4 protein-coding genes are annotated in these 2682 nt (G+C 72.0%); all 4 read left to right on the plus strand.

Annotated features, from left to right (window positions below; all coding sequences use genetic code 11):
• Positions 1-775 (plus strand): carbohydrate-binding protein (locus V7793_RS36195; protein WP_336013923.1); only part of this gene is annotated, 775 nt, incomplete at its 5' end.
• A 228-nt stretch (positions 776-1003) separates the two neighbouring features.
• Positions 1004-1267, plus strand: a complete 264-nt coding sequence (locus V7793_RS36200; RefSeq protein ID WP_168096482.1) for a hypothetical protein — start codon at positions 1004-1006, stop codon at positions 1265-1267.
• A gap of 129 nt (positions 1268-1396) precedes the next feature.
• On the plus strand, positions 1397-2131 hold the full coding sequence (locus V7793_RS36205) for a Mut7-C RNAse domain-containing protein (protein ID WP_336013924.1): 735 nt from the start codon (positions 1397-1399) through the stop codon (positions 2129-2131).
• Positions 2132-2263: 132 nt separating this feature from the next.
• Positions 2264-2682: large conductance mechanosensitive channel protein MscL (locus tag V7793_RS36210; protein WP_336013925.1), on the plus strand; the 419-nt coding region annotated here is incomplete at its 3' end.

A 2682-nucleotide genomic window follows, 5' to 3' on the forward strand; every position in this document is an offset into this window, starting at 1 on the left:
GGCCGCCCGCATCTTCGTGGAGGGCCGCCGGGCCGCCACCACGGCCGGCTCGCTGAGCAACCACGCGCGCACGACCGGCGGCGGGACCGCGACCCCCGAGGCCGGCCTCACACACAACTGGTGGGGCGTCTTCCCGCAGCCCGGCACCCACGACGGCATCATGGCCACCCACAGCGTCGACGCCTCCTACCGGGTCTCGGACGGCGGGAACTTCACCTACTCCCCCACCACCAAGGCGCAGAACGCGTGCATGGAAGTGGTCACGGCCTACTGGAGCAGCGGCAACGAGATCTGGGCCTGGGACTGGTGCTCCGACCCCGGAGGACCCGCGAGGACCGTGCCCGTCGACGCCTCGTTCCTCGCCACGTACACGAACGGCGCGACCGGGCGGCCCGCCTACAGCGTGCAGATGGTCCAGGACGACGCCGCGGCCAACCGGTGGTCCGCGTACCTCTACAACTACCGCACGGCCGGCTGGGACCTGCTCTTCCGGAACGCGGGGCGGGACCGGAGCGGGCTCTCGCACGGCTGGGACATGTTCGAGATCTACGCGAGCGTCAACCCCGCGACCGGCACCGGCTACTACTGCAGCGAGGCGAGGAACACCGTCTTCGACTCCAGCTCCGTCGCGCTGCGCAGCCGCGGGGCGTGGCAGCCCGCCCGGCCGGCCGACTCCCCGTGGACCGGGACCGGCCCTCAGGGCCGTGACTTCCTCTGCCCGCCGCTGAAGTTCCTCCAGGCCGGCGCCAACGACCACTGGACGGTCCGTCAGTAGCCGCACGCACCGAGGGACACGCCGCCGGAGCTGCCGGACCACCCGGCCGCCTACGCACAGTGATCAACCCGCCAGAACTCATGAGCGGGCGGCAGCGAAAACCGAAGGTGCGCCAGGGGAAGAGGACTACCCGGCCCCGGCCGCCGTCACACGCTGCGTCACCGGAGCGGGGGAGAGATCCGCGGATCCGGCCTCCTCCGCCCGGTGGATCCCCCGAGAGTTGCCCTCATGAGCCTCACCACTGCAGGCAAAACTCCCGGACCCGTCCGCTTCTACCTGGCGTGCGACCACCACGGCTGCACCACCCACACCACCTTCGACCTCGTCATCCCCGACCCCGGCCCCTCGCGCGACGACGACCTGTGGGGACACCTCCTGCACCACACGCACACGGCCACGCCCCACATCAAGGAGCTCGGCTGGAGCTACCTCCACGGCAACGGCTACACCTGCCCGACCCATCAAGTGCCGGCCCTGCCCAGCGCCTCCTGACGTCCCGTCGAGGCGCCTCCCGGCTCCGGCCCCTGCCAGGGGGCCGGGCCCGGGCCGGCGGGACCGCCCCCGGCCCCGTCCCGGCACCCGGCGCCCGGCTGCGCCCCCCGCAGGTGGCATGCTGACGGCGTGAGCAGACCGGAAATCCATGTCACCGTCGCCCCTGAGCTGCAGCTCTTCGTCAATTCCGAGCTGCGGCGGAAGCGCGCGCCCGTCGCGATCGACGCGTCGTCGTCGCTGGGCCACGTCGTCGAATCCCTGGGCGTCCCGCTCACCGAGGCAGGCCGGCTGCTCGTCGACGGACGGCCCGCGCCCGCGGCCCACGTCCCCTCGGCGGGGGAATCGGTGGAGGTGTGCGCGGTCGAGCGCCCGCAGCAGGTACCGGGCGCGCCGCTGCGCTTCCTCCTCGACGTGCACCTCGGGACGCTCGCACGCCGGTTGCGCCTTCTGGGCGTGGACGCGGCCTACGAGAGCGAGGACATCGGCGACCCCGCCCTCGCGGCGCTCTCCGCGGCGGAACGCCGGGTGCTGCTCAGCCGTGACCGCGGGCTGCTGCGGCGGCGCGAGATATGGGCCGGCGCCTACGTCTACAGCGACCGGCCCGACGAGCAACTGCGCGACGTCCTCGGCCGCTTCATGCCGGTGCTGGCGCCGTGGACGCGGTGCACCGCCTGCAACGGGCGCCTCGCGGACGCCGAGAAGGACAGGGTGGCGGAGCAGCTGGAGCACGGGACGCGGCGCACGTACGACGTCTTCGCGCAGTGCACGGCCTGTGAGCGCGTGTACTGGCGCGGGGCGCACCACGAGCGGCTGGAGGCCATCGTCGAGGACGCCGTACGGGAATTCGGCGGACCGGCGGTGTGAGCCGCCCGCCGGGGCGTGCCGTACCACTGAGGGCGGCGTGACGGAATGTAGCGTGCTGTCCGGATTCCGCAAGCCGGTTCCGACTCCGGGAGCCGGTCGCGCACGGGAGCCGGTCGCGTCCGGAGGACGGTCATGCTCAAAGGATTCAAGAACTTCGTCATGCGCGGCGACATCGTCACCGTCGCCGTGGGCCTGATCATCGCACTGGCCCTCAGCACGCTCATCAAGGCGTTCACCGACTTCATCATCAACCCGATCATCGCCCGGGCCCAGGGCGGGCACTCGATGGGGCTGGGCTGGCAGCTCGGCCGGGCGGGCAACAAGAACACGTACCTGGACCTCGGCTCGTTCCTCTCCGCGGCCGTCTACTTCCTCGTCTTCATGGCCGTGGTGTACTTCTTCATCGTCGTCCCGTACAAGCACGTGCAGGCGCGGCGCGGGGTCGTGGTCTTCGCGGAGCCGGGCCCGCTCAGGACCTGCCCGGCCTGCCTGTCGGAGGACCTTCCCGCGGCGGCGCTCAAGTGCCGCTACTGCGGCAGCGAACAGCCTCC

Origin of the sequence: Streptomyces sp. KLMMK, assembly GCF_036961605.1 — a bacterium.
In the GTDB taxonomy this organism is placed as follows: domain Bacteria; phylum Actinomycetota; class Actinomycetes; order Streptomycetales; family Streptomycetaceae; genus Streptomyces; species Streptomyces telluris.

Coding starts and splice junctions, on each gene's coding strand:
- V7793_RS36200 (WP_168096482.1), top strand. CDS start 1,004: ATGAGCCTCACCACTGCAGGCAAAACTCCCGGACCCGTCCGCTTCTAC.